The organism is Pseudoalteromonas sp. SG44-1, assembly GCF_014164315.1.
Classification (GTDB): Bacteria; Pseudomonadota; Gammaproteobacteria; order Enterobacterales; family Alteromonadaceae; genus Pseudoalteromonas; species Pseudoalteromonas rhizosphaerae.
In genome coordinates this window covers 88,173-109,747 of sequence record NZ_JACJEW010000009.1, presented here as the reverse complement: position 1 = coordinate 109,747, position 21,575 = coordinate 88,173, and the positions used below count along the sequence as shown (strand labels likewise).

Here is a 21,575-nt window from a genome sequence, read left to right as displayed (position 1 = left end):
GATGAAGCTCAATTGTGATTTAGGGGAAAGCTTTGGTGCATGGCAAATGGGCCTTGATGAAGAGGTAATGCCGCATATTGATATGGCTAATATTGCTTGTGGTTTTCATGGCGGTGATAGTGATGTTCTAGCACGCACCCTGATGCTTGCTAAACAACATGATGTCATTATAGGCGCGCACCCCAGCTATCCTGATAAACAGGGCTTTGGGCGTCGCTCCATGGCATTAACACCACAAGAGCTAAGCAATTGCCTGCATTATCAAATAGCCGCAATTGAAGGTATGGCAAGAGTACAAGGCCTCACTTTAGAGTATGTGAAGCCACATGGCGCGTTATATAACGATATGATGGCCGATAAAACAATTTTGACCACGGTGATGCAAGCTGTTGCCAGTTACCCGAGCCCTTTAAAACTAATGCTTCTCGCCACTGCGAAAGCAGAGCAACATCAACAACTTGCTCAACAATATCACCTTGAATTAATTTTAGAAGCATTTGCTGATCGCCAATATACCGATGACGGTCAATTAGTATCACGGAAAATTGCTGGTAGTGTGCATGATAAACCTGTGCTAATAGCGCAAGTTAAACAGTTACTCGCCACCGGCTGCGTAACCACACAATCGGGCAACCAACTGCCTTTACACGCCGACAGTTTATGTGTGCATGGCGATAACGCAGCAGGCATTGCCCTAATTCAAGAGATCAAAGCGTTATGCCACACTCGTTAAGTGATGAACAATTAAGTCAAGCAATCGAAACCATGATGGTAGAACAAAACCTACGTGGTATGCAAAATCTCTATGCCTATCAACAGACAGGGACTTATCTGCGCGCTGCAAAGTCGTTATTTGATGCCAAAAGTACGGTACTCATTGGTACCGGTTTTGCCGTCAAGCAAACCTTTGAAACCGATGGCCCTGTTGGCGCCATTGCTTTATACAATGCTTTAATTACGCTAGGTAAAAATCCTATTTTAGTCTGTGGAAACCCCCTTTACAGTGCACTGAAAAATGAATTTAACTGTTTTGAATTGCCACTGAATAATTTTACTGATGCAATGGCTTTTAGCAAAGCTGCGTTGGCTGAGTTAAAACCAGATTGCGTATTGTCTATCGAGCGCCCCGGGCTGTGTCACGGCAATAAATATTACAATATGCGTGGTATTGATATTTCGGCTGATTGTGGTTGTTTTGATTTTTTTGTCAGCCAAGCCTCCTGCCCAACTGTAGCTATTGGTGATGGCGGTAACGAAATAGGGATGGGCAATTTATCACAATATATGACCGAGCTGAGCATTATGCCGTGCCTTACTTGCTGCGATGAACTGCTGTTAGCGGATGTATCAAACTGGGCAGCTTACGGCATTATTGCGTTTTTAAGCCGCTGGCATAGCCAAGACTTACTCGCAGAAGTCGATACTTTAGCAATCCTGCAATATTTGAGTGAACGTGGCAGTGTAGATGGCGTTACTCACAAAAACGAATTAACCGAAGATGGCTTACATGCTATGCATGGCCAACAACTCATCGCAAGACTACGTCAGCTTAGCGGTGTTGCCAATCAGAATGAGGATTTATAATGAGTACGGTGTATTTAAACGGCGACTATATGAACGCAGAGCACGCAAAAATATCGCCAATGGACAGAGGCTTTTTATTTGGCGATGGTATTTACGAAGTGATCCCTGCCTATAATGGCAACATGCTTGGCTTTGCAGCGCATATTGAACGCATGAAAAATGGTTTAAATGAACTGGAAATTGTACTCGATTATACAGCTGATACATGGCGTGAAATCTGTCAGCAGCTGTGTGAGAAAAATCACGGCGAAAACCTTGGTATTTATTTGCACGTTAGCCGTGGCGCTGATACTAAGCGTGCTCATGCATACCCGAGTGGTATTACGCCTACGGTATTTGCCTACGCCTTTGAAATTCCAGCACAACCCGTTAGTGATATCGACAACGCCACGACTTATACTGTATCCGTTGAGCAAGATAAGCGCTGGCAGCGTTGCCACATCAAGTCAACCGCATTACTCGGCAACGTGATTCATTACCAGCATGGTGCGGCGGCTGGCAATAAAGAAACCATTTTATACAATCGCTTAGATGAGCTTACCGAAGCAAGCTCAAGTAATGTGTTTATTGTTAAAGATGGCGTGATCAGCACACCCCCATTGGATAACCAAATTTTACCGGGTATCACTCGCTGGTTAATTTTAACGATATTACACAGCTACAGTGACTTTAAAGTTCAAGAACGTATTATTACTAAGCAGGAACTATTTGCAGCCGATGAAGTGTGGATCACCAGTGCCACAAAAGAAGTTGGCCCAGTGGTAAAACTCAACGGTCAACTGGTCGCTGATGGCAAACCAGGGAAAATATGGCAACAAGTACAGAGCTTATTTACTGAACATAAGTTTGATTATTAATAGCGCTAAGCGGTAATTATAAAAGCCGGGTTTGTTAAGTAAACACGGCTTTTAAAATCCAATTAAGTTTTCGCTTACTTAGGCTGATACGGCCAAACTTCTAGTACTCCATCACTGCTTTCGCTGACAATTGTTTTATTTTCTTTATCATACGCTACAGCTAAAACTGAGCCACGAATGCGCTGTTGTGTCGCTTTATACTCAGCCAATAATGTACCATCTTTTACACGCCATAATTGTATCGTGCTTTTCGGTGAGCCGGTTAAAAACCATTTATCATCATTTACAAACCGCGAGTGGTTAAACTCTATAAAATTAGTAAATATATTTAGCTCAGCTTTTTTAATACCGGTGTTTAAATCAAGAAATATACGATCATCAACAGAATCTATCGCAAAACCTAAACTTGCATTTTCGTTTATACTAACATGATTAACACGAGTCGCTAATTTGAACTCTTTTAAAATAGTGCCATCTTTCGTTGACCATAAATAACTAAACTTATCGCTTGAACCGCTTAATGCTGTTTGTCCATCGGCAGATAGTGCTACAGAATTAATATCAAGGCGATGAACTTGAAATAGCGTATTTTGCTTCGTTAGAGAGTTGATCACATCAGCTTCACCGCTACGATAGCCTACCACTATTAACTGACCGTTTGCTGATATTGCAATATCACGAGCAATGTTTTTCCCTGTTGACCAACTACCCAGTAGTTGACCATTTGCAACTGAAAATAATATTAATGCTAAAATAAATATGTTAGTAAATCTCTTAACCAAAGCTCAGCTTAAATAGTCATAGCCTTTACTTTATTTATGAAGTTATTAGCGTATTATCAAAGTCTTACTAATGACACTAAACAAAACAGCAAAATGTTATGGATTTTTCTCTTTATACTAAACTGAGCCCACAACTTAGTCATAATAGTTATTGTTGTGAGTTTGACAGTAGCAGTTTTATTGACAGTGACTTTTTAAATTATCAGATTGTGTTACCGCAACAACTACAAAAGGCTGTTGTTAAACGAAGAGCTGAATACCTCGCCGGCCGTTTTTGCGCAAAACAGGTGTTAACCGCCCTCAATATCCCCTGTTTTGATATTATCTCAGGCCCCGATCGCGCGCCCATATGGCCTAAAAACATTATTGGTAGCATTACCCACACGCAAGGGATCGCAATGGCTATAGCATGTCAGCACACTGATATCGCTGGAATTGGTATTGATATAGAGCAACTAATGAGTGCCAAACAAGAGCTAGAGCTACAAAAGCAAATTTTGCATCCTGATGAATATCCACTGTTTAGGCGATTGGCTGGGCAGCTTTCACATCCATTAACCGTCATTTTTTCAGCAAAAGAAAGTATTTTTAAAGCACTATATCCAAGCGTAAAGCAATTTTTTGGTTTTGAAGCTGCACAGCTAATTGCTTTTAATCAGCAACAATTGCAGTTTAAAATTACTAAAACGCTCGCAGAGCAAGTGCCTCAAGACACTTACGTAACCGTTTTCTATCAATGTAATAAAAGTGTAGTACTCACCGAGTGTGAATTTACTATCGCAGCTCAACCACTCAAAAATACTAATGTCGGCAAGTAGCCACTAATAATCAATCAGGTATTCATCGCATGATGGTGTACCTTTGGGTTTTGTTATTCTATAACGGTTAGGTGCGATAATTAATAACAAGGAATTAAAATGAAATTGATTGCCCCCGCAGCCCTCCTAACCTCGCTGTGTTTTTCAGTATTAGCCAATGATAACCTGCAAACTTTTCAACTAGAAAATGTATTCGACCTTGAATATGCCAATCAAATTGAAATGACTAACGACGGTAAAACCGTCTACTTTGTTCGAAATCGGATGGACATTAAATCAGATAGTAAAGTTAGTAATATTTGGTCTGTCGACAGTAGTTCAAAGCAATTACAACCGCTTACATCGGGTGTACATATGGATTACTCCCCTGTCTTGTCGCCAGACCAATCACGTTTAGCGTTTATTTCAACTCGTGATGGCAGTAGCCAAATTTATGTAAAATGGCTAAAAACAGGCGCTGTTGCAAAAATTAGTAATCTTACTCAAAGCCCTGCAAGTTTGCAGTGGTCACCTAATGGTCGGCAATTACTGTTTAGCCAATTTGTACCGAGTAAAGTTAGTTCTCCTATTAACTTACCAGGCAAGCCTGAAGGTGCCAGCTGGGCAGAGCCTGCTAAATTTATTGATGACGTATATTATCGTGCCGATGGCGGCGGTTATACCAAGCCTGGTTTTCGTCATTTGTTTACTATTGATGCCAATGGCGGTAATGCCCGTCAGTTAACCTCTGGCGACTTTGATCATGGCGGGCCAGTTAGCTTTTCTGAAGATGGTAACAGCCTTTATTTTTCGGCTAATCGCCATGCTGACTTTAAACTCAAACCAACAAATTCTGAAATATATCAGCTGACATTAAATGATCTAAAAATAACAGCGCTTACCGACCGAGAAGGTCCTGATCAGCAACCGCAAATATCACCAGATGGGCGTTATCTTGCCTATACCGGTTATGATGATAAACGTACCAATTATGAAAATACCCAGCTATATATTCGCGATTTAAAATCGGGTGATACCACAAGTTTAACCGCTGATTTTGACCGCAGTGTCGAGCAAATTAAATGGGCTGATAATTCTAGAGGGCTTTATTTTAGTTACGCCAGTGAAGGCCAAACCGCACTCGCTTATCAACCACGTAGCGGCAAACGAAAAGTGATCACACAAAAAATAGGGAGTGTTTCCTTCGGTCGCCCTTATTCTGGTGGTGACTTTGATATAAGCGACGATGGTGATGTGGCAATCACGCTTGCTGATACCCAACGTCCTGCTGATATAGCAATAGTTAAAAATGGTAAAACACAACGTTTAACAAAATTAAATGACGACGCGCTTGGTAATAAACAGCTGGCAAAAGTAGAAGAAATTTGGCTGAAATCAAGTTATGACGACTTACCAATTCAAGGTTGGGTCGCCTACCCTCCTGGGTTTGATAGTAGTAAAAAATATCCCCTTATTTTAGAAATACACGGCGGCCCTGTCGCTAACTACGGTCCACACTTTAGCGCTGAAATACAATTATTTGCCGCTAAAGGTAATGTGGTTTTATATATGAACCCGCGTGGTAGTGATTCATACGGGAAGGAGTTCGCGCAAACTATTCATCACAATTATCCTAGTAACGATTTTGATGACTTAATGACTGGCGTTGATGCGCTTATTGGCAAAGGTTTTATTGATCAGTCAAAACTGTTTGTAACCGGTGGCTCAGGTGGCGGTGTACTTACGGCGTGGATTGTTGGCCATACAGACAGATTTGCCGCCGCTGTTGTTGCCAAGCCGGTGATCAATTGGATCAGCTTTGTACTAACTGCCGACTTCTACCCATTCTTTGCCGATTACTGGTTCCCAGGTAAGCCATGGGATCATATTGAGCATTATATGAAACGCTCGCCAATTAGCTATGTTGGTAATGTTAAAACACCAACCATGCTACTCACTGGTGAAGCGGATTACCGCACTCCTATTTCTGAGACCGAGCAATTCTATCAAGCATTAAAGCTACAAGGAGTTGATACAGCAATGGTTCGTATTCCTGATGCATCACATGGCATAACAATACGGCCGTCAAACTTGATGGCTAAAGTAGCTTATATTCAATGGTGGTTTGATAAGCATAGTAAATAGAAGTTAGTTAGCGGCGAGAGTAAAGTTAACAAGTTGCAAGTGTGAAGCTAGAAACCGTAGCTTGGTCCTTAACAACTTTTACTCTCGCTAATTTGTCCCTAGTCAAATCCCCTGTAAACCCCCTTTACAAAAAGTGAGTGCTCATTCACATATTCTAAAGTTTACACAAGTATCGGACTTTGTAAAAAATCGAGTTAGTAAAATTTCGGTTTATGACATTTTTTGGTCATCGAGTTAGTAAAAAATCGGTTTGAGTCACTGTTTATGGCGTTTAAGTTGGTAAAAAAGTGGTTTGTAGTCGGTTAGAGTTGGTAAAAAATCGGTTTATATTTTCTGATTAATGGCTAATAACGGCCATTTTTATCAAAATCCCCCCTTTCCAAAGAGCTAAAAGCTGATTAAATCGCTAAATTGATAAAAAATACCGCCAAAAAATTCACTTGATTAAACTCTGATCCAAAAATTGAAAATAAATCTGATGCTAGTTAAATACTGATCCAAGCCTTAGTTAAAATCTGATCTGAGCGGTAAAGTTAGCAAGTGTAAAGCTGTATATCCTCTGTAATTGCTAGCATCAAAAAAAGGGCCTTGCGGCCCTTTGTAACATTGTTGAGTTGGACTGTTATGTTAGAACTGGTTCATAGTGTTTGCTTCGCCGCCAGCTTTAAGCGCATTTTCACCGGAGAAGTACTCTTTATGGGTATCTCCCATGTTAGAACCTGCTAAGTCTTGATGCTTAACGGATGCTTGTTCGCGGCGAATTTCTTGACGCTGCACATCACGTACATAAGCCAGCATACCTAAGTCACCAAAGTAGCCTTCTGACAGAATATCAGTGCTCAATGCAGCCGTGTGATAGGTCGGTAGCGTAATTAAGTGGTGGAAAATACCAGCTTCGCGCGCGCCATCACGTTGGAAGTTTTGTACTAACTCATCTGCTGCGACTGCAAGTTCAGTTGCATCCATCTCTGGTGCCATTAGCGCCTTATTATCATCAATGCTTGGATAAGCAGATAAGTCTTTACCTTCGTCTAACCACTGTTGATAAACTTGCTCGCGGAATTTCAATGTCCAGTTGAAAGAAGGTGAATTGTTATAAACCAGTTTAGCGTCAGGAACTTGCTCTTTAACCCGATTAACCAGTTCAGCAATTTGTTTTACATGTGGTTTTTCAGTTTCAATCCACAGTAAATCAGCACCCGATTGCAAGCTGGTAATACAATCTAGTACAACACGGTCTTTTTCTGTGCCTTCGCGGAATTGGTATAAACCATTATCAAGGCGAGTCGGCTTGCATAGTTGGCCGTTCAGCTTCATTGCCGTATCACCTTCATTTAAATCTTCAACACCGTTAATTGGTGTGGTTTCTAAAAACGCATTGTACTGACTAGCAAGGTCGCCAGGTGTTTGTGATACCGGCACTTTTTGGGTCAAGCTGGCACCAAGTGAGTCAGTACGTGCGACAATAATACCGTTATCAATACCCAGTTCTAAAAAGGCATAACGCACGGCGTTAATTTTTGCTAAAAAGTCTTCGTGTGGCACAGTTACTTTACCTGCTTGGTGACCACATTGCTTCGCGTCTGAAACTTGGTTTTCGATTTGGATAGCACATGCCCCCGCTTCAATCATTTTTTTAGCGAGTAAGTAGGTTGCTTCTTCATTACCAAAACCAGCATCAATATCTGCGATGATCGGTACCACATGACTTTCAAAGTTATCTATTTTATCAAGTACCGCTTGTACATCACCACCAGTTGCTTTGGCGTTATCTAAGTCTTTAAATAAATGGTCAAGTTCACGAGCATCGGCTTGTTTTAGGAAAGTATAAATTTCTTCAATCAACGCCGGTACTGAGGTTTTTTCGTGCATACTTTGATCCGGTAGTGGGCCGAACTCAGAGCGCAGCGCAGCAACCATCCAACCGCTTAGGTATACGTAGCTACGCTTAGTGGTTTTTTGGTGACGTTTAATCGCCATCATCATTTGTTGGGCAGTAAAACCATGCCAGCAACCAAGCGATTGTGTGTATTGGCTGGTATCAGCATCATATGCAGCCATGTCTTCACGCATGATGTCAGCTGTAAACTGGGCGATGTCTAATCCCGTACGAAAACGATTTTGCAAGCGCATACGACTTGCGTATTCAGGATTAATTGCTTGCCATGTTTTACCTTGTGCTTGACAAAGTGTAGCTAAAGTATCGGTTTCACGTTGATAAGTAGTCATAATAAAAAATCCTCTGAACGGGTTAAAACTAAATTTTATTTATATGGTTGTGTGAGAGGCTAAGAGTTAATGCTCTGTAGCGCTTAAATCAACATTAGGCCGATTTATCGGATTTAGTAAATTTATAGTTGTTATGCTGGCTATATATTTAGTGAATGGCTAAAAGAACACCTATTGCGTATTTTTAGGTTATGGTTAACAAAAGATTGCTCACATGCAGTCAATTGCACCGCGACCGTTTAAAAGGATATCGATTATGACACTCTCTCACAGCCAATTTGGATTAACCGTAGATAACCAATTAGCCGATTTTGTTAACCAGCAACTGCTACCCGGTACAGGTATTAGCGAACAACACTTTTGGCAAGGATTTGCTGAAATTATTGATGACCTTAGTCCGCTTAACCGTGCATTATTAGTCAAGCGTGAAGACCTACAACACCAAATTGATAGCTATCACCTAGCAAATAAACACTGGGATGCAGCGCAATACCAACAGTTTTTAACTGACATTGGTTATTTAGTCCCTGAGCCCGATAATTTTTGCATTGAGACAGAAAATGTTGAGCCTGAAATAGCCCGCACAGCTGGCCCTCAGCTGGTTGTGCCAGTAAGTAATGCACGCTTTGCACTTAATGCCGCTAACGCACGCTGGGGGTCGTTATACGATGCCTTATACGGCACTGATGTACTTAGCGAAGAAGATGGCGCTGAAAAAGGCAGCAACTATAATCCTGTTCGCGGTTTTAAAGTAATGGCCTACGCAAGGCAGTTTTTAGATAAAGCGTTACCACTTGAAAATGGCTCACATATTGAAAGTACTAATTATTCGGTAGTTAATGGCCAGCTCATCATCACCTTACGTGATAGCTCACAAACAGGCTTAAAACAACCAGCGCAACTTATTGGTTTTCAAGGTGAAGCACAAAACCCCAGTGCAATTTTATTACTCAGTCATGGCCTCCATATAGAGCTACAAATAGATCATAATCATAGCATTGGTGCAGCCGACAAAGCGGGCTTAAAAGACGTCCTCCTCGAAGCTGCACTTACCACCATTATGGATTGTGAAGACTCCGTTGCCGCCGTTGACGGCGAAGATAAAGTGCAAGTTTATCAAAATTGGTTAGGCTTAATGAAAGGAACTCTCGCTGAGTCATTCACAAAAGATGGCAAAACGATTGAGCGTACACTCGCTAAAGACCGCAGTTATTCAGGTATTGATGGGAAACCGCTAAGTCTAAAAGGGCGTAGTATGATGTTTGTGCGTAATGTTGGCCATTTAATGACAAACCCTGCGATTCAAGATAGCCAAGGCCGCGACGTATTTGAAGGTATCATGGATGCAATGATCACGGTCACTGCCGCACTGCATGACTTAAATGGCAATAGCCCGGTAAAAAATTCAACTGCAGCCAGTATCAATATCGTCAAACCGAAAATGCATGGTCCTGAAGAAGTTGCTTTTACCAATACATTATTTAGTCGTATTGAACAGCTTTTACAGTTACCCAAAAACACCATCAAAATGGGCATTATGGATGAAGAGCGCCGTACATCGGTGAACTTAAAAGCCTGTATTAATGCTGCTAAACAACGTGTGGTATTTATCAATACTGGCTTTTTAGACCGTACAGGTGATGAAATTCATACCTCAATGCAAGCAGGTGTAGTATTACCAAAAGCAGCCATTAAACAACAACCTTGGATCAATGCTTATGAAGACAGAAATGTCGATATCGGTTTGCAAACCGGGTTAAGTGGTCGCGCACAAATAGGCAAAGGTATGTGGCCAATGCCCGATAAAATGGCGTTGATGATGGAGCAAAAAATTGCCCATCCGCAAGCAGGCGCTAATACAGCCTGGGTGCCCTCCCCTACTGCAGCCACCTTACATGCTATGCACTATCATGACGTTGATGTGTTTGCCTGTCAAAAAGCGATTGCCCAGCGTCAACAAGCTAGTTTAACAGAACTATTAACTCCGCCTTTGATGGTTGATCCTAATAGTTTGAGCAAAGAAGATATTCAGGCAGAGCTGGATAACAATGCTCAAGGTATTTTAGGTTATGTAGTACGTTGGATTGATCAAGGTGTAGGCTGTTCTAAAGTGCCTGACATTAACCATATAGGATTAATGGAAGATAGGGCTACACTGCGTATTTCAAGCCAACATATGGCTAACTGGTTGCAGCATGGGGTATGCACGCAAGCACAAATAGAAACTACTATGGCGAAAATGGCAAAAGTAGTGGATAGCCAAAATGAAGAGGATCCGGCTTATGTTAATATGGCTGATTCAGTGCAAAGCTTAGCACAAAGTATTGCATATCAAGCGGCATTAGCCCTTGTATTAGAAGGAGTTAAACAACCCAGTGGTTATACTGAACCATTGTTGCATGCGTTTCGTATAAAATATAAAGCGCAACAATAACTCCCCTTCGAGTTTGTTAGTGTCATATTGCCAGCCCTCGGGCTGGTTTTTTTTGCTTAAATTATCCTTTAACCATAACTTTGCTGAATAATCAGCATTCAGAAAAATAAGCCATCAACAACAAAAAAGCACATTCCAGCAATGAAATGCGCTTTTGTATCTTCTCGAAACTAGTGTTACTACTGGCTAAATTTATAACTTCAGCCTAATTCACTACCGTGGCGTTATGATAAACGTTTTGTACGTCGTCACAATCTTCCAACATTGCAATAAATTTATCAAAATTAGCGATAACATCGGCATCAGTAATTTCTATATGCACTTGTGGCACGAAGGTGATTTCGTCAACTTCAAAAATAATACCTGCAAACGCCTCTTCTAATGCTGTTTTTGCTTTGTAATATTCGGTATGTGGAGCAAAAACCGATACTTTGCCATCTTCAACTTCTACATCGGTTACATCAACATCAGCCATCATTAAAGCTTCAAGTACCACTTCATCATCGTCACCACTAAAACCAAGTACAGCTAAATGATCAAACATATGTGCTACACAGCCTGGTGTACCTATTTTTGAGTCAGTTTTAGTAAACGGTAAGCGAACATCTTTAATAGTACGATTTGGGTTATCTGTTAAACAGTCAACAATCACCATACAGTTACCTGGGCCATAGCCTTCGTAACGGGCTGTTGCATAATCTTCACCAGCTCCGCCAGCAGCTTTTTCTATCGCTTTTTCGATGACATGTGCTGGTACTTGATCTCGCTTCGCGCGTTCGATTAAGCGTTTTAGCGACTGGTTTACTTCTGGATCAGGTTCACCATTTTTTGCTGCTACGTAAATTTCTTTACCGTACTTAGAATTAACTTTGGTTTTAGCATTGGCTGTTTTCGCCATGGAGCTTTTACGTACTTCAAATGCTCTGCCCATCTTATGCCTCTATTGGAAACTCGATATTGGCAACATTTTAACAATTTGCGCAGTATTGAGCTAGTGATTAAATGACTGCAAAATCACAATTATGACATTTCGTTTAACAGTACTTACGCTTATAAAAGTTAAACAACACGCTATTTAACATAACACTAAAATTCTACTTAAACTGAAGCATTTATAAGTCGAGATTGTCGTGTTTGCCCTAAATTATTTATTAACTTAGGCAATTCAGAAAAATGGTGCAGAATATAATCAGCTTGTTCTGCATATGCAGGAACATCACTCGGTGCATATAAACAAGCACGCATATTGGCATTATGTGCAGCCTGGATATCATAAAGATAATCACCAACATAAAGTATATGTTGCTGATCTATTCCCCATAACGTTGCAATTGCATTCAAAGCACTCGGATCTGGCTTAGGGGGGGCATCACTACGCGTGAGTACAGTTTGAATTGGCAACGGATTATTTTTTAATTTCAGCGCAGTAGCGCGGTCGTAATTACGTGTCACGATTGCCATTGGTATTGCTTGCTCTTTTAAACGCGCGATAGCTTGCGCTACACCGGGTAACAACGTTGCATGTTGAGCATCAATAAGCTCATGCTGATGGACAATATTCATTGCTTCCTCACGCATGTAAGGAGACGGAAGGCCATCAATAAAACTAAGTAGATCATGCTCGTCAGGGCAACCGACTTGAGCTTTGATAAGAGTAAAATCAAGTTCAGATGATACTAAGGTGCCATCTAAATCAAAAATAACCCCAGCTACTGTACTTTGATACGTATTCATACCACTCCTTGTATATGATTTGATTTTCATCCAAATTACTTACTTTAAGATAGTTTACGCAATTAGATATGAAAAGGAACATATTCGTATTTAATATAAAAATTAATAAAAAACGCGCACAAAACTACTGTGCGCGTCGGTTGGGGGACTTTTAAATTTGCCTACTTAGTTTACTCTACCGCTGTATTAGCTGGTTCAAAGCGCGCTTCTAGCCAAGTGTCATCTTGGGTAAAGTGCAGTGTTTTCACTTTGCCTTGACCTTCAACATTAACCATATTCACTTGCGCAGGCCATAAATCACGCAGCGCGCCGTGACTCATACGGATCCCTTTAATGTCCTTTGGGATCGGCGCTTCTTGATAAACCCAAAAAAACTTACCATCAACTTGCGCACCCACTTCTTTCAACACTAGCGGCTCACCATCTAGTGTTTGTAAAGCAACATGTGATTCTATGTAATCTACAAAGCGTTGTTGATCTTCTTTATTACTAATAATATCTGCACCACCGGCAAATAAATGCTCCACAGCATGCTCGGTATCATGTAAATAAAACCGATGCATTAGCTCAATATTACTAGTACGTTTATTAAATAAAACTGTAGTTACTGATGCTTTAAGTTGATGCGCCATCGCTGGCATAGCAACTATAAAAGCAAGAATAATAAGCATAAAACGCATTATTCTTGCTCCTTATCGCTGTCTTTTTCGTCACCTGTTTTTAGCTCAGTTTTAATATCGTGCATGATATCGCGGCTGACTTTGGCTTTACTTTGCTCTTTTTTATACACTTCAATACGTGAAGGGATAATACGACGAGGGTAGTTATTATTTTCAACATCTACGTCTGCAGTTTCCCAACGAGGGTCAACCGTTACTGATACCAAAGGCTTGTTCTTATCAGTAATAATAAGTTTTTGCACATGTTTGTGGTTGCGACGCCAGATTTCGGCAGGGATCATACGCTCTTCTTTAGTACCATCTTCATAGCTAAGCTCAAGTAAAATTGGCATTACTAGGCCGCCTAAATTCGAAAATTCAAGCACGTAATAGTTTTTATCTTCTGCAACTGCGCGATCGAGTACTTTACGCTCCCATGGCTCTAAGCCTTTTAAGAATTTATTATACGAGTTGCGCTCTTTGTTAGTAACAGTGAAGCGGTCGTTTTCATCGTAGAAATCAGTTACGTCGGAGTTTTCTTCAACCCATAGCTTTTTAGCTTCAGCCTTATTGCGTTCCACAAATAGTGGCATAGGTTTAGCCGCTTCAATATCACGTAGGCGATTAAAATCTATATCAGGATTTTTAGTATCTAAACGTAATTGATAGACTTTATCGAGCGAGATATCAACATGATCAGTGCTATAGAACCAGCCACGCCAGAACCAATCTAAATCAACACCTGATGCTTCTTCCATAGTACGGAAAAAATCAGCAGGGGTAGGGCGCTTGTACTTCCAACGCTGGGCGTACTCTTTAAACGCAAAATCAAACAGCTCACGACCTAAAATCACTTCACGCAAAATATTCAGTGCGGCCGCAGGTTTGGTATAAGCATTAGGCCCTAAACGCAGTACGCTGTCTGACTGAGTCATTACCGGCACTTGATTTTCAGACTTCATGTAGGCAACAACGTCACGTGGTTCAACCCCCCATGGAATAGTTGGATCCCATTCACGCCCAGCAACACCATCTAAAAAGCTGTTTAAACCTTCATCCATCCAAGTCCATTGGCGCTCATCAGAGTTCACCACCATAGGAAAATAAATATGACCAACCTCGTGGATCACCACGCCAATTAAAAAGCGCTTTTCAGCTTGTGAATAAGTACGCGAACCGTCATCCTGTAACTCAGTTCGAGGGCCATTAAATGTGATCATTGGATATTCCATACCGCCTACTGGACCATTGACTGACTGCGCAACAGGGTATGGATAATCAAATGAAAAGCGTGAATAAACTTCCATTGTATGTACGATTGCTTCGGTCGAATACTTCTTCCATAGATCGCCACCTTCTTTGGGGAAAAATGACATAGCCATCACTAATGGCTGATCATTACCGCCTTGTTGATAACCTTTTGCATCCCACATAAATTTACGCGACGACGCCCATGCAAAGTCACGCACATTTTCAGCTTTAAAGTGCCATGTTTTGGTCTTGTCTGTGCCTTCTTTTTCATTTTCTAAGGCTTCATCTTCAGTAACGATAAATACTGGGCGCTTTGTATTTTTGGCTTGTTCTAAACGGTTTCGCTGAGTACGGGTCAGCACGCTACTAGCATTATCAAGCTTACCCGTTGCAGAGACGATATGATCGGCAGGAACAGTGATCTCAACATCATAATCACCAAATTCTAGCGTAAACTCTCCACTGCCTAAAAAGGCTTTATTAGTCCATGCTTCGTAATCTGTATAAGCAGCTAAACGCGGAAACCATTGAGCAAGTAAGAATATGTCGTTGCCATCTTTTTCAAAATGCTCGTAACCAGAGCGAGCGCCAACGGCATCTTCTTCGACGATGTTAAAAGCAAAGTCCATGCTGAATTCAGTGTCTTTGCCTGGTTTCAGTGGTTCATTTAAGTCAATACGCATTAGTGTATCAACAACTGTGACTTTTAATTCTTTACCGTTATCATCTTTAACATTAGCAATTGTAAAGCCAAGTTCATTGTCACTCATAAATTGTTGACGACGTAACTGACTTAAACTTAATTTAGTTGCTTTTGGTTGTGGATCTCCCTGTAGGGCAGAGCCGTTAAATGTAGCAGTACGTTCTGCAATAGAGTCGCTTTTAAAAATATTTTGATCGAGTTGCAACCATAAATACTTGAGTGTGTGCGGTGAATTATTTTTATACTCTATGGTTTGACTTGCTGTTAAGCGACGTGCATTTTCATCAAGCTTTACATCGATGTCGTAATTAACATGCTGCTGCCAATATTTTTCACCAGGCTCACCTGCTGCACTACGATAAACATTCGGTGTAGGCAGCACTTCATCAAGTTGGCGAAACTTATCAACATAACTGCCTTTTGTTTGCTCAACTGCAGAAGCCATAACAGTACTTGAGAGAGCTAACGGTAAAAATATAGCCCCTAAAGTTACAACTGCTTTTTTCATAATTAATCCTGTTAATTTTTCGTAAGCATACTTTGTCAAAATAGTGAGATATATTCAATGAAATAGCGATAAACCGCCGCATTTATAGGGTAAAAAATAACTTATTCTTAAATACTGATGATTAACAACAAGGCAATTATTGTAAAGGGGGTTTACAGCAACTTTTGTACGAAATTCAGGCTTAATTAATGCAAGTCAATTACAGTTAGCTTTACAGTTTGTAAACACGTTAACCTAAACGATGAGTAGTAAACCCTCTTACCATAGTATTGAATAAGTTAGCTGACAGCTTGCAGGAGTAACCGATGAAATTTTACATTGTAAAAAAAGATAATAGTGTTGCGGCAATTCCAGCTCAGACTGAGCAACTAAATGAATATCAAAAGCGGGGCTTTGAGTTTGTTGAAGTCGTTGCGGCTTGCGATAAAAACGACGCACTCGCTCGCTTTCCAAAACATAGTAAAAAACGTAAAAAGTGGCTTGTTTTATGCAGTAGTTTGTTGGTTATAAGCATAACTTTTAGCTTAATTTCGGCTATTTTTGTATTAATGGCTAAATAATGAATTCTTTAGTTGACCTTTATAGTCATTTGTATTTAAAATCGCCCACTTTTTTGATTTGAGGGGGTTAAAAGCATCGCTTTTCTCCTCAAAAGTGTTTCAACATACTAGTAAAATGCGGTGGGCATATGGATTTTTATATCCTAAAAAAACAACAAGAAGTAATTGCAATTCCAGCAGATGAACAAAGTTGTAAACAGTATTTAGATTCAGGTTATTTTTATATTGATAAAGTAGCTGCCTGTAACGAAACGAATGCGTTAAAAGTACTGCAGGCCAAACAAACCAAAGCTCTCAAAGTACCATTAGTGCTGGCATTGTTAGCTTTACCCATGGTGATCTTTGCTTGGTATAACCTAACAAGTTAAAGATTCAGCTTGTGCCCTTGCATCTTAATTTAGCTTGGGTATATTGACGCTCTTAACTGTTTTTTAAGAGCGTGACATGAAAGTCTTACATACCTCAGATTGGCATTTAGGCCAACAATTTTACGAACACAATCGCTGCCAAGAGCATCAGGTGTTTTTCAGTTGGCTCATAGACACGCTCGTCACACAACAAATAGATCTGCTGTTAGTCGCTGGTGATATTTATCACACAGCTACCCCACCTGCTAGCAGTGAAAATCAACTCTACCAATTTATAAAAGATGCCAAAAAACACTGCCCTGCATTACAAATAGTGCTTATTGCCGGTAATCATGATTCTGCAAATCGCATAATGGCCGCCCAGCCGCTGCTTGCTCAGTTTGATACTCAGGTCGTAGGCCGTTTTGATGCGAATAGTCCAGCAGATGTGGTACTGCGTTTAAATAGCAACCCTGTAACAGCTCATATCGTTGCAATGCCATTTTTACGTGCCAGTGATGTTAGTTCACTTAGTCACACTGAAAACGGTCACGATTACGCTCAAGGCATAGCTAAGGCGTACCAGCTAAGTATTGAGCATGCGCTCATTGATAAGCCTGCAACAACGCCGCTGATAGTGATGGGGCACTTACATGCCAAGGGCGGCGATATCTCTAGTGATTCTGAGCGAAATTTGATAATTGGCGGAGAAGAATCAGTCACAGCAAACGTGTTTAGCAATCATGCTGATTACGTTGCCCTGGGCCACTTGCATAAAGCGCAAATAGTCGCAAAGTCCGAGACAATCCGCTATAGCGGTACACCAATGCCGATGTCGTTTTCAGAGCGCAACTATAAACACCAAGTATGTGTTGCTGAGTTTACAACCACCACTGATGATACGATTGCAGTGACTGTAAACCCCCTTTACATTCCTCGCCCAACAGAAGTGATTTTATTACCTGAAGGAGAGTGCGTACCTCTTGAACAATTATGCCAACAACTATCGAGCCTAGACCTAAGCCAATATAGCCAAGCTCCGTATGTAAGAGTAAAGCTTAGTGCAGGTGATACCGATACAACCTTTCGAGAGCAAATTGAAAAAGCACTAGAGAACAAAGAAGTGCGCTTTTGCGGCATAGAACGCGTTCGTCAGCATAATAAAGAGCAGCGTTTAACTGTCTTTGAAGATTTAAGCCAAGTCGAGATGCTCAACCCGCAAATGTTATTAGAGCAAGCGTTTGCCAATAACAAAGACATGGCGGGGCAAGCTGTCCCGGATGAGCTAAAAACCCTTTTAAACGATGTAATAAGCGAACTTGCGGAGCAAGAACAACTATGAAAATAACCGCAGTACGCATCCATAACTTAGCCTCAATTGTTGACGCCGAAATCGACTTTACCAAAGCACCGTTAAGGGATGCTGGTTTATTTGCCATAACGGGCGACACCGGTGCAGGAAAAAGCACTTTTTTAGATGCGATTTGCTTAGCCCTTTATACCAAAACAGCTCGATTAAGAGGTGATAAAGGTAACTTAATAGATTTTAATGGCGACAGTATAAAGTTAAATGACCCACGTAACTTATTACGTAAGGGTAAATGGGAAGGTTTTGCCGAGGTCGATTTTTTAGGCCAAGATAAACAGCTCTATCGCGCGCGCTATACCATTCAAAGAACTCATAAAAAAATAACCGGCAAGTTAAAAGTAGCTGAGCACAGCCTCTATACTTTGCCAGACGAAACGCTAATAGCTGATAAAAGCAACACCATAAAAGAAGTCGAAAGTAAAATAGGGCTCAACTTTGAACAATTCTCGCGGGCGGTATTATTAGCGCAACATGAGTTTGCGGCATTTTTAAAGGCCACGGGTGATGAACGAGCCCAGCTTTTAGAATGCTTAACTGGCACAGATAAATTTAGCTTGATTGGTAAACGTATTTTTGAGCGCCATAAAGAACAGCTAAATAAACTCGAATTGCTCAAAGCCAGTTTAGCCAGTTATACCTTACTCACTGACGAAGAACTTGCCGCGAAAACTCAACTACTTGATGATTTAAAACAGCAAATTGAAGATACTACAAAAACCTTAGCTGGCATCGAGCAGGGTATAAACTGGTATAAGCAAGCCAATAGCTTAGAGCAAGCACTTAATCTAGCACAACAAAATCAACAACAAGCCAGTACAGCGCTTAAAGCCATTGCAACACAAAGTGAACAGGCTAAACAAGCGCAAAGTGCACTGGAAATTAAAGACAATCGCAATCGTTTTAAAAGCTTAACGGCGCAAAATAATGAACTAAATACCAAGGTAAATGATTTAAAGAGTATCGATCATGCGGCACTCATTACTGATCTTGCCAGCGCACTTGAAAAGCACAACGAGAGCTTGCAAAGGGCGAAACAACAGCAAAAAAGCGCAGAACCAATCATTGCTAAAGCGCGTGAGCTCGACAATCAACTTGCGATGCAAACACAAACCATAACCAGCATTACAAGGCAAAATGAAAAAGAGCAAAAACAACTTACTCATTTACAGCAGCAATTTAAACAAAGCCAAGCAAGTCATCAACAAGCAAAAAAACATTCCGAGCAACACCAGCAATGGCTAACCCAGCATAGTCAACTTAAGCAACTAGCGAGTGATTGGAATTACTATCAGCATAGCTTCAATCAGTTTTTGCACGCTAAGCAGCAATTTGCAACAACGACTGAACAAAGTACACAGTTAGCAGCTGAGCTTATACGGCAAAACGAGCAGCTGGAAACACAAACTAAAAAACTGACGCTAAGCGAACAAACACTTTTAAGCGAACAACAAAAGCTTGATCAACTCAACAAGCAACACGGCCAATTTAATATTGAGCAATGTGATGCCAAACTTAAAAATATCGATTACTTAAAAGAGCAACGCGAGCGTTACAAGCAGTTTAATCAAGAGCTAAAGCAAAGCACGCAACAACAAAGTGTTATTGCAAGCAAACTAAGTCAGGGCGAGCAAACACAAACAACGCTAACCCAGAACCTTGTAACACGAGAACAAACGCTTAAACACAGTGAATACGCACTAAATCAAGCTCGCTTGCGTGCCAGCGAAAGTGTCGAACATTTACGTGCTCAACTTACGCCAAATGAACCTTGTGTGGTATGTGGAGCAACCGAACACCCATTCGCAGATCAGCAATTAACTAACTTGATCGCTGCTTTTGAAAATGACTATAAAAATGCAAAACAGCACTACGAAAATGCCCTAGCAGAGCTTCACTCGCATCAAACTCAGCATGCTGTTCTCGTTGCTGAACACACACAACACAGCCAAGCGGTACAGACTGCAAAGACTAAACAGCTTGAAATAAAACATACCATGCAAGCGGCCCGCACTGAACTTAATGACTTAACCTCAGAGCAATTGGAGGCCAGTTACATTGCGCTCAATGAACAAAAAACACAGTATTATGCAACACAAAAACAACAGCGCAACTTGCAAGAGCAGGTAAACCAACTGCAAAGTATCTTTAAAAATGAGCAGCAAGCTCAACAACAGTTACATACACGCCACCTTGAACTAAGCAATCAACAAAGCCAGCTCAATAGCAAGCTAAGTGAACTAAGCACACAAATTAATGAGCTAACCGCGACCCTTGGTTCACAATTTCAAGAGGCTCAATTTTGGCAACAACTGCAAAATAATACGCTTGATTTAACTGAGTTAAACCAGCAAGTTGAGCAATATCAGCACAACCAAGAGCAACTTGAGCAAGCGCAAAAACAACTCGATAGCGCTGACCAACAGATGCAGCAGTTTACACCGCTGATCAGTGATGCGAAGCTAATCTTAAAAAACCTAAATGATGATTTAGCCAAAGCACAGCAACAACATAGCAGCTCGCAAAGTGAACGCTTAGCGCTATTTAATAATGAACACATTAGTGCTGACGACTACCAAACGAAGCTAGCTGCTCAACAAGAGCAATGCCAAGCACAGCTTCAGCGCAGCCAAAAAGCGCACGATAACGCGATAAAACAACGCGACGAGCACGCGATAACGCTGCAAGGCCTCGAGCAACGGCTACTTGAAAATACGCAAGAACAAGCCGACCTCGATACTCGCTATAATCAATGGTTTGCTGAATTTAAAAGCCGCTACAGCGATGCAAGCCACGAACAGGTCACAATTTTACTAACACTAAGTAGCGATGAAATTAAAACGCATTTAAAGCAACATGAACAATTAGCGCAAGCTTTAATAGATGAAAATGCCGCGTTAAAGCAGCACAAACACGCTTACTTACAGCATCAAAACAGCGATAAACCTAAGCAAAGCCATGCTGAGCTTATTCAACAGTTAGCCAATTTAAACGATCAGCAAGCTGCGCAGCACAAAGCACAGCTTGCAACTAATACTGTACTTGAACAGCACAATCAAAACCGTCAGGCGCTGCAAGGCAAACAAACTGAATTGGCAACCTTGCAAAAACACGTCGAGCAATGGCATGTACTTAATAAAGTCTTGGGTGATGCAACGGGTAAAACCATGCGTAACTTAGCACAAACGCAAACGCTAAAAATATTATTACACTATGCAAACAGCCACTTACGAACGTTAAACAAACGCTATGAACTTACAGCTATTGAGCAAACCTTGGATATCGCCATTGTTGATAAGGACATGGCCGATGAGCAACGTTCAGTTAATACCTTATCCGGCGGCGAGTCGTTTTTAGTCTCGTTGGCACTTGCGCTGGGCCTTGCATCTTTGTCATCCAATAAAGTAAGTATTAACTCTTTGTTTATTGACGAAGGCTTTGGTACGTTAGACAGTGAAACATTAAGCATTGCCATGGATGCACTTGATTCATTACAAGCGCAGGGGCGCAAAGTGGGCGTGATCTCCCATGTATCTCAAATGACAGAACGGGTTGCTACCCAAGTTCATGTCGCCAAGAAACCTGGTGGCTATTCGACTGTTACAATTATTTAAGGAAT

At 41.0% G+C, this 21,575-nt stretch carries 16 protein-coding genes; 10 read left to right on the top strand and 6 right to left on the bottom strand.

Annotation, left to right across the window (positions count from 1 at the left end; translation table 11 throughout):
* Nucleotide 1: 1 nt before the first annotated feature.
* From H5187_RS06410 to H5187_RS06400, 3 genes are read left to right on the top strand one after another with little or no spacing between them, the layout of a single operon-like run.
* Nucleotides 2-733: a 5-oxoprolinase subunit PxpA gene (locus H5187_RS06410; protein WP_182797662.1), complete on the top strand. Its 732-nt coding sequence runs from the start codon at nt 2-4 to the stop codon at nt 731-733.
* A complete protein-coding gene (locus tag H5187_RS06405; protein WP_149980356.1) occupies nt 718-1,584 on the top strand; it encodes a glutamate cyclase domain-containing protein in 867 nt (288 codons plus the stop codon). The genes H5187_RS06410 and H5187_RS06405 overlap by 16 nt, the downstream gene beginning before the upstream one ends.
* Nucleotides 1,584-2,441 (top strand): aminotransferase class IV, encoded by an 858-nt coding sequence (locus H5187_RS06400; RefSeq protein WP_182797658.1) that lies wholly within the window; start codon nt 1,584-1,586, stop codon nt 2,439-2,441. Before H5187_RS06405 ends, H5187_RS06400 begins: the two co-directional genes overlap by 1 nt.
* 74 nt (nt 2,442-2,515) lie before the next feature.
* On the opposite strand, the gene H5187_RS06395 is transcribed toward H5187_RS06400, so the two are convergent.
* Nucleotides 2,516-3,223 (bottom strand): WD40 repeat domain-containing protein, encoded by a 708-nt coding sequence (locus tag H5187_RS06395; RefSeq protein WP_182797657.1) that lies wholly within the window; start codon nt 3,221-3,223, stop codon nt 2,516-2,518.
* Nucleotides 3,224-3,321: 98 nt separating this feature from the next.
* On the opposite strand from H5187_RS06395, the gene H5187_RS06390 reads away from it, so the two are divergent.
* On the top strand, nt 3,322-4,041 hold the full coding sequence (locus H5187_RS06390) for a 4'-phosphopantetheinyl transferase (protein WP_182735471.1): 720 nt from the start codon (nt 3,322-3,324) through the stop codon (nt 4,039-4,041).
* Between the two features lie 99 nt (nt 4,042-4,140).
* The gene (locus H5187_RS06385; RefSeq protein WP_182797656.1) at nt 4,141-6,165 is read left to right on the top strand and encodes a S9 family peptidase; all 2,025 of its coding nucleotides are present in this window, start codon (nt 4,141-4,143) and stop codon (nt 6,163-6,165) included.
* Between the two features lie 627 nt (nt 6,166-6,792).
* On the opposite strand, the gene H5187_RS06380 is transcribed toward H5187_RS06385, so the two are convergent.
* Nucleotides 6,793-8,394 carry an isocitrate lyase gene (locus H5187_RS06380; RefSeq protein ID WP_145238853.1) on the bottom strand — a complete coding sequence of 534 codons (1,602 nt, stop codon included), beginning with the start codon at nt 8,392-8,394 and terminating at the stop codon, nt 6,793-6,795.
* Between the two features lie 256 nt (nt 8,395-8,650).
* Here H5187_RS06380 and H5187_RS06375 point away from each other — a divergent pair, with 256 nt between their 5' ends.
* Nucleotides 8,651-10,828: a malate synthase G gene (locus H5187_RS06375; RefSeq protein ID WP_182797655.1), complete on the top strand. Its 2,178-nt coding sequence runs from the start codon at nt 8,651-8,653 to the stop codon at nt 10,826-10,828.
* 205 nt (nt 10,829-11,033) lie between these two features.
* Here the strand turns inward: H5187_RS06375 and H5187_RS06370 are convergent, their stop codons facing one another.
* The 4 genes from H5187_RS06370 to H5187_RS06355 form a co-directional block, all read right to left on the bottom strand.
* Nucleotides 11,034-11,759 carry a YebC/PmpR family DNA-binding transcriptional regulator gene (locus H5187_RS06370; RefSeq protein ID WP_182761151.1) on the bottom strand — a complete coding sequence of 242 codons (726 nt, stop codon included), beginning with the start codon at nt 11,757-11,759 and terminating at the stop codon, nt 11,034-11,036.
* A 167-nt stretch (nt 11,760-11,926) separates the two neighbouring features.
* Nucleotides 11,927-12,562, bottom strand: a complete 636-nt coding sequence (locus H5187_RS06365) for an HAD family hydrolase (protein WP_182717332.1) — start codon at nt 12,560-12,562, stop codon at nt 11,927-11,929.
* A 170-nt stretch (nt 12,563-12,732) separates the two neighbouring features.
* The gene (locus tag H5187_RS06360; RefSeq protein WP_182797654.1) at nt 12,733-13,242 is read right to left on the bottom strand and encodes a DUF6702 family protein; all 510 of its coding nucleotides are present in this window, start codon (nt 13,240-13,242) and stop codon (nt 12,733-12,735) included.
* Nucleotides 13,242-15,683 (bottom strand): M1 family metallopeptidase, encoded by a 2,442-nt coding sequence (locus tag H5187_RS06355; RefSeq protein ID WP_182797653.1) that lies wholly within the window; start codon nt 15,681-15,683, stop codon nt 13,242-13,244. The genes H5187_RS06360 and H5187_RS06355 overlap by 1 nt, the downstream gene beginning before the upstream one ends.
* A gap of 305 nt (nt 15,684-15,988) precedes the next feature.
* Between H5187_RS06355 and H5187_RS06350 the strand changes: the two genes are divergently transcribed.
* The 4 genes from H5187_RS06350 (at nt 15,989) to H5187_RS06335 (ending at nt 21,570) form a co-directional block, all read left to right on the top strand.
* Entirely contained in the window at nt 15,989-16,243 is a 255-nt protein-coding gene (locus H5187_RS06350; protein ID WP_182717330.1) for a hypothetical protein, read from the top strand.
* A gap of 128 nt (nt 16,244-16,371) precedes the next feature.
* Nucleotides 16,372-16,611, top strand: a complete 240-nt coding sequence (locus H5187_RS06345; protein WP_145238872.1) for a hypothetical protein — start codon at nt 16,372-16,374, stop codon at nt 16,609-16,611.
* Nucleotides 16,612-16,687: 76 nt separating this feature from the next.
* Nucleotides 16,688-17,932 carry an exonuclease SbcCD subunit D C-terminal domain-containing protein gene (locus H5187_RS06340; protein WP_182797652.1) on the top strand — a complete coding sequence of 415 codons (1,245 nt, stop codon included), beginning with the start codon at nt 16,688-16,690 and terminating at the stop codon, nt 17,930-17,932.
* Nucleotides 17,929-21,570: an AAA family ATPase gene (locus H5187_RS06335; protein ID WP_182797651.1), complete on the top strand. Its 3,642-nt coding sequence runs from the start codon at nt 17,929-17,931 to the stop codon at nt 21,568-21,570. Before H5187_RS06340 ends, H5187_RS06335 begins: the two co-directional genes overlap by 4 nt.
* Nucleotides 21,571-21,575 lie beyond the last annotated feature (5 nt).

Coding starts and splice junctions, on each gene's coding strand:
- H5187_RS06405 (WP_149980356.1), top strand. CDS start 718: ATGCCACACTCGTTAAGTGATGAACAATTAAGTCAAGCAATCGAAACC.
- H5187_RS06335 (WP_182797651.1), top strand. CDS start 17,929: ATGAAAATAACCGCAGTACGCATCCATAACTTAGCCTCAATTGTTGAC.
- H5187_RS06390 (WP_182735471.1), top strand. CDS start 3,322: ATGGATTTTTCTCTTTATACTAAACTGAGCCCACAACTTAGTCATAAT.
- H5187_RS06370 (WP_182761151.1), bottom strand. CDS start 11,759: ATGGGCAGAGCATTTGAAGTACGTAAAAGCTCCATGGCGAAAACAGCC.
- H5187_RS06355 (WP_182797653.1), bottom strand. CDS start 15,683: ATGAAAAAAGCAGTTGTAACTTTAGGGGCTATATTTTTACCGTTAGCT.
- H5187_RS06375 (WP_182797655.1), top strand. CDS start 8,651: ATGACACTCTCTCACAGCCAATTTGGATTAACCGTAGATAACCAATTA.
- H5187_RS06380 (WP_145238853.1), bottom strand. CDS start 8,394: ATGACTACTTATCAACGTGAAACCGATACTTTAGCTACACTTTGTCAA.
- H5187_RS06410 (WP_182797662.1), top strand. CDS start 2: ATGAAGCTCAATTGTGATTTAGGGGAAAGCTTTGGTGCATGGCAAATG.
- H5187_RS06345 (WP_145238872.1), top strand. CDS start 16,372: ATGGATTTTTATATCCTAAAAAAACAACAAGAAGTAATTGCAATTCCA.
- H5187_RS06365 (WP_182717332.1), bottom strand. CDS start 12,562: ATGAATACGTATCAAAGTACAGTAGCTGGGGTTATTTTTGATTTAGAT.
- H5187_RS06385 (WP_182797656.1), top strand. CDS start 4,141: ATGAAATTGATTGCCCCCGCAGCCCTCCTAACCTCGCTGTGTTTTTCA.
- H5187_RS06400 (WP_182797658.1), top strand. CDS start 1,584: ATGAGTACGGTGTATTTAAACGGCGACTATATGAACGCAGAGCACGCA.
- H5187_RS06360 (WP_182797654.1), bottom strand. CDS start 13,242: ATGCGTTTTATGCTTATTATTCTTGCTTTTATAGTTGCTATGCCAGCG.
- H5187_RS06340 (WP_182797652.1), top strand. CDS start 16,688: ATGAAAGTCTTACATACCTCAGATTGGCATTTAGGCCAACAATTTTAC.
- H5187_RS06350 (WP_182717330.1), top strand. CDS start 15,989: ATGAAATTTTACATTGTAAAAAAAGATAATAGTGTTGCGGCAATTCCA.